General features: G+C 68.2%; 4 protein-coding genes. 2 read left to right on the top strand and 2 right to left on the bottom strand.

Going from position 1 to position 3,889, the window contains the following annotated elements; translation table 11 throughout:
- A partial coding sequence (locus VF662_RS14750; RefSeq protein WP_464142611.1) for an anthranilate synthase component 1 occupies nt 1-1,451 on the bottom strand: 1,451 nt, incomplete at its 3' end.
- A complete protein-coding gene (gene aroF / locus VF662_RS14745; protein WP_464142608.1) occupies nt 1,451-2,464 on the bottom strand; it encodes a 3-deoxy-7-phosphoheptulonate synthase in 1,014 nt (337 codons plus the stop codon). The genes aroF and VF662_RS14750, both read right to left, overlap by 1 nt.
- 348 nt (nt 2,465-2,812) lie before the next feature.
- Here aroF and VF662_RS14740 point away from each other — a divergent pair, with 348 nt between their 5' ends.
- Together VF662_RS14740 and VF662_RS14735 are read left to right on the top strand one after the other, a co-directional pair.
- Nucleotides 2,813-3,514 carry an SRPBCC family protein gene (locus VF662_RS14740; RefSeq protein ID WP_464142606.1) on the top strand — a complete coding sequence of 234 codons (702 nt, stop codon included), beginning with the start codon at nt 2,813-2,815 and terminating at the stop codon, nt 3,512-3,514.
- A gap of 11 nt (nt 3,515-3,525) precedes the next feature.
- On the top strand, nt 3,526-3,889 hold a 364-nt coding region (locus VF662_RS14735), incomplete at its 3' end, for an alcohol dehydrogenase catalytic domain-containing protein (RefSeq protein WP_464142603.1).

The raw sequence follows: 3,889 nt of genomic DNA, 5'->3' as shown, positions 1-3,889 counted from the left end.
GGATCGCTGTCGTAGACGACGCCCGCGCCCGCTCTCACGAAGGCGGTGCCGTCCTTCACCACCGCCGATCGGATCACCACGCCCGTATCCATCATCCCGTCTCCATTGAGCCAGCCGATCGCGCCGCCATAGGGGCCGCGCTTGGTCACCTCGGCTCCGCGCAGAAGCTCCATCGCGCGGATCTTGGGCGCGCCGGTCAGGGTGCCGACGTTGAGGCAGGCCTGAAGTGCGTGCAGCGCGTCGAGCCCCTGCAGGAGCGTGCCCGTCACCGAGGAGACGAGGTGCATCACCCGGGCATAGCGCTCCACGCTCATCAGCTTGGCTACCCGCCGCGTGCCGCGCTCGCTCACCCGAGCGACATCGTTCCGGGCAAGGTCGACCAGCATCATATGCTCAGCCGTCTCCTTGGCATCAAGCCGCATCTCGGCCTCCAGCCGGTCGTCCTCGTCTCCCGTGGCGCCGCGCGGACGCGTGCCGGCGATCGGCTTCACCTCGACGGTGCGGACGCCCTCGGCGTCGAACACCCGCACCGACGTCTCGGGCGAGGCGCCGAACAGCACATGGTCGGGCCCGGACACGAAGAACTGGTACGGGCTCGGGTCGAGCTTCCGTTGCGCCGCATAGGTGGCGAGCGGGGCGGGGCAGGGGGCGCGGAAGGTGCGCGAGGGCACGACCTGATAGATGTCGCCTGCGGCGATATGCTCCCGCAGCCGCGCCACCACCGCGCAATAGGCGGCGTCGTCGAGATCGACCTGGGTCGCCTCGGCCGGGGCGGGGGCGGGCGGCTCCGCAAGCGCTGCCGTCGCCTCGCATCGCTCCACCAGCCGGGCCAGTCTTTCCGCGGCATCGTTATGCACCTCCGCGCTCGGCCCAAAGGCGGTGCAGACCAGCCTCGGCCGCGCGCCCGGCTCGAGCACGACCAGGGTCTCGGCGAGCCAGAAGATGTAGTCGGGAAAGCCGAGCGGATCCTCGGCATTCGCCGGGAGGTCCTCGAACAGGTCCGCCTGATCGAACGCGCTGACGCCCATCAGCGCGATCGTGAAGGGCTCCTCCCGCGACCCCGATCCGATCCCCGCCAGCGCCCGAAGCGCGTCGAGCGGCGAGGGGGCCAGCAGCCGCTCCTCAGGGTCCGGGCTGTGTGCGCGGGGGAATTCCAGCACCAGCCGTCCCGCATCGCTGGAAATCACTCGCTCGCCAAGCTTGCGGGCGACCTCGCCCAGCACCTCGCGTCCGCCGGCGGAAAGGGCGCTCAGAACGACCTGCTGCCCCCGGCATTCCGCCCGCACCGCCGCCTGGTCCATCAGCAGGCTCGGCCCGACGCTGCGCTCGATGAGAAAGGTGTCCCGCCGCCGCCCGCCGTCGCTCAACGCCGAATAGAGCGCGATCCGGTCCGGGCTCGACGGCAGCCGCCGCTGCAGCGCAATCGCTTCGAACGGGCGGCTGCCGTGCATCACAGCTCCCGGCCCACCGCCTTCACCACCGGCCGGAGCGTCGCCATCAGCGCCTCGAACTGGTGCGGGTAGAGCGACTGGGCGCCGTCGGAGAGCGCAACCGCCGGGTTCTCATGCACCTCGATCAGAAGCCCGTCGGCACCGCAGGCCGCCGCCGCAAGCGCCATCGGCGCGACGAAGTCGCGGATGCCGGTGCCGTGCGAGGGATCGACCAGCACCGGCAGATGGGTCTTCTGCTTGATGTAGGGGATCGCGTTGAGGTCGAGCGTGTTCCGCGTCGCCGTCTCGAAGGTGCGGATGCCGCGCTCCACCACCACCACCTGCTCGTTGCCGGCGGCGAGCAGATATTCGGCGGCAAGCAGAAGCTCCTCGATCTTCGCCGACATGCCCCGCTTCAGCACCACCGGAAGCCGCGTCTTCCCAACCGCACGCAGCAACGCGAAATTCTGCATGTTGCGGGCCCCGATCTGAAGCGCATCGGCATGATTGACGATGATGTCTAGGTCCGCCGTGTCCATGACTTCCGTGATAACCGGCAGCCCCGTCTCGTCGCCCACCTCGCGGAGCAGCTTGAGGCCGGCCGGGCCGTGCCCGGCAAAGCCATAGGGGCTGGTCCGCGGCTTGTAGGCGCCGGCCCTCAGGCCCGACGCCCCCGCCGCCTTCACAGCCACGGCCGTGTTGCGGAGCTGTTCCCGGTTCTCGACCGCGCACGGCCCGGCGATCACTTCGAAGCGGCCGCCGCCAATCGCCATCCCGCCGATCCGGACGATCGTGTCGTGCGGGTGGAGCTCGCGGCTGACGAGCTTGTAGGGGGCAAGGATCGGCTTCACCGATTCCACCCTCGGATCGCTCTCCAGCTGAAGCTCGGCGAGCACGCGCTCGTCGCCCAGCGCTCCGAGCACGACCCGCTCGGACCCCGGCATGTGGAGCGGTTTCAGCCCCGCGGCTTCGATCCGCTCGAGGATCTGCTGCGCGGCTTCGGGGGCGGCGTCGGGGCGAAGGACGATGATCATCTGGGCAATTCCGGTACGTGAGGGACGAAAAAAAAGGCCCGCTTGCGGCGGGCCTGGATGGGTTCGGATCGGTCTGGGCTGTTCGGCCGAAACGGGATCAGGCAGGCGCGCCGGTGGCTTCATATGAAAGCCAGCGCCACCAGCTGTTCGAAGTGTCGGCGAGGGCGAAACGCGTCTGCATCGCTTGATGGCTAAGTGACGTGCCCTCGCCCGTCAATCCCTTGCGATGTCAGCATTATAGCGTCGGCCAGGAAGCATCGGCGGCGCTACGGGCTTTCTGACGTAGCAGGAACATCGCCATCCCGGCCGTGTTCTCCACCTTGAAACCATCCCATGAGGAGTAGGAAGATGGCCCAGTTCGGGTTGGATGAGACCGCGGGCGAGGATGATCGCGGCGGCGAGACCCTCCAGCGCGCGCTGCTTGGCGTTGCGGGCATCGCAGCGGCGGCGGGCGTTGCTTATCTCCTTGGCGGCCGGAAGCGCTCCGACGAGGCCGAGCGCTCGCTGATCAGCGATGCGCCGCCGTCCACGTTGCGCGGCAGGGCAGGGAAGGACGCGCTCGTCAGCCGTACCGTCACCGTCAATCGCCCGCGGCAGGAGCTGTACGATTTCTGGCGCGACTTCACGAACTTCCCGCGGTTCATGGACAATATCCGCTCGGTCGAGAAGCTGGACGAGAAGCGCTCGCGCTGGGTGATCGAGGCGCCGGCGGGCACCAGCATCGAATTCGTCAGCCGGATCACGGAGGAGGAGCCGGGCCGGCTGATCGCCTGGCAATCGGAGGATGACGCGACCGTCCGCAATGCGGGCCGGATCGAGTTCCTGGATGCGGGTCCCGGCCGCGGCACGATGGTGCGCGCGACGATCAGCTACGATCCGCCCGGCGGCACCGCCGGCCGCCTCATCGCCAAGGTCCTCCAGCGCGAGCCGAACGTGCAGGCGCGCCGCGACCTCCGCCGCTTCAAGCAGCTGATGGAAACCGGCGAAGTCACCAGCTCCGCCAGCCCCTCCGGTCGCAAGTCCGAAAACCCGACCCAGCAGTATCTCTAGGAGACGCATCCATGCGCGCACTCACCTGGCAGGGCCGCCACGACGTCCGTGTCGACACCGTTCCCGATCCCGAGATCGTCAATCCGCGCGACGCGATCATCAAGGTCACCTCGACCGCGATCTGCGGCTCCGACCTTCACCTCTATGACGGCTACATCCCCACGATGCGCGCCGGCGACATCCTCGGCCACGAGAATATGGGCGAGGTCGTCGAGGTCGGATCGAAATCGACGCTCCAGAAGGGCCAGCGGGTGGTGATCCCCTTCACCATCTCCTGCGGCAATTGCTTTTTCTGCGGGAAGCAGCAATTTTCCGCCTGCGACAATGCCAACCCGGCGACCACTTCGGACATGTCGGAGACGCTCTACGGATATC

Source organism: Allosphingosinicella sp. (genome assembly GCF_036387215.1).
GTDB lineage: Bacteria > Pseudomonadota > Alphaproteobacteria > Sphingomonadales > Sphingomonadaceae > Allosphingosinicella.
Note: the sequence above shows the minus strand (reverse complement) of the source record. Positions and strands in the feature narration are given on the sequence as shown.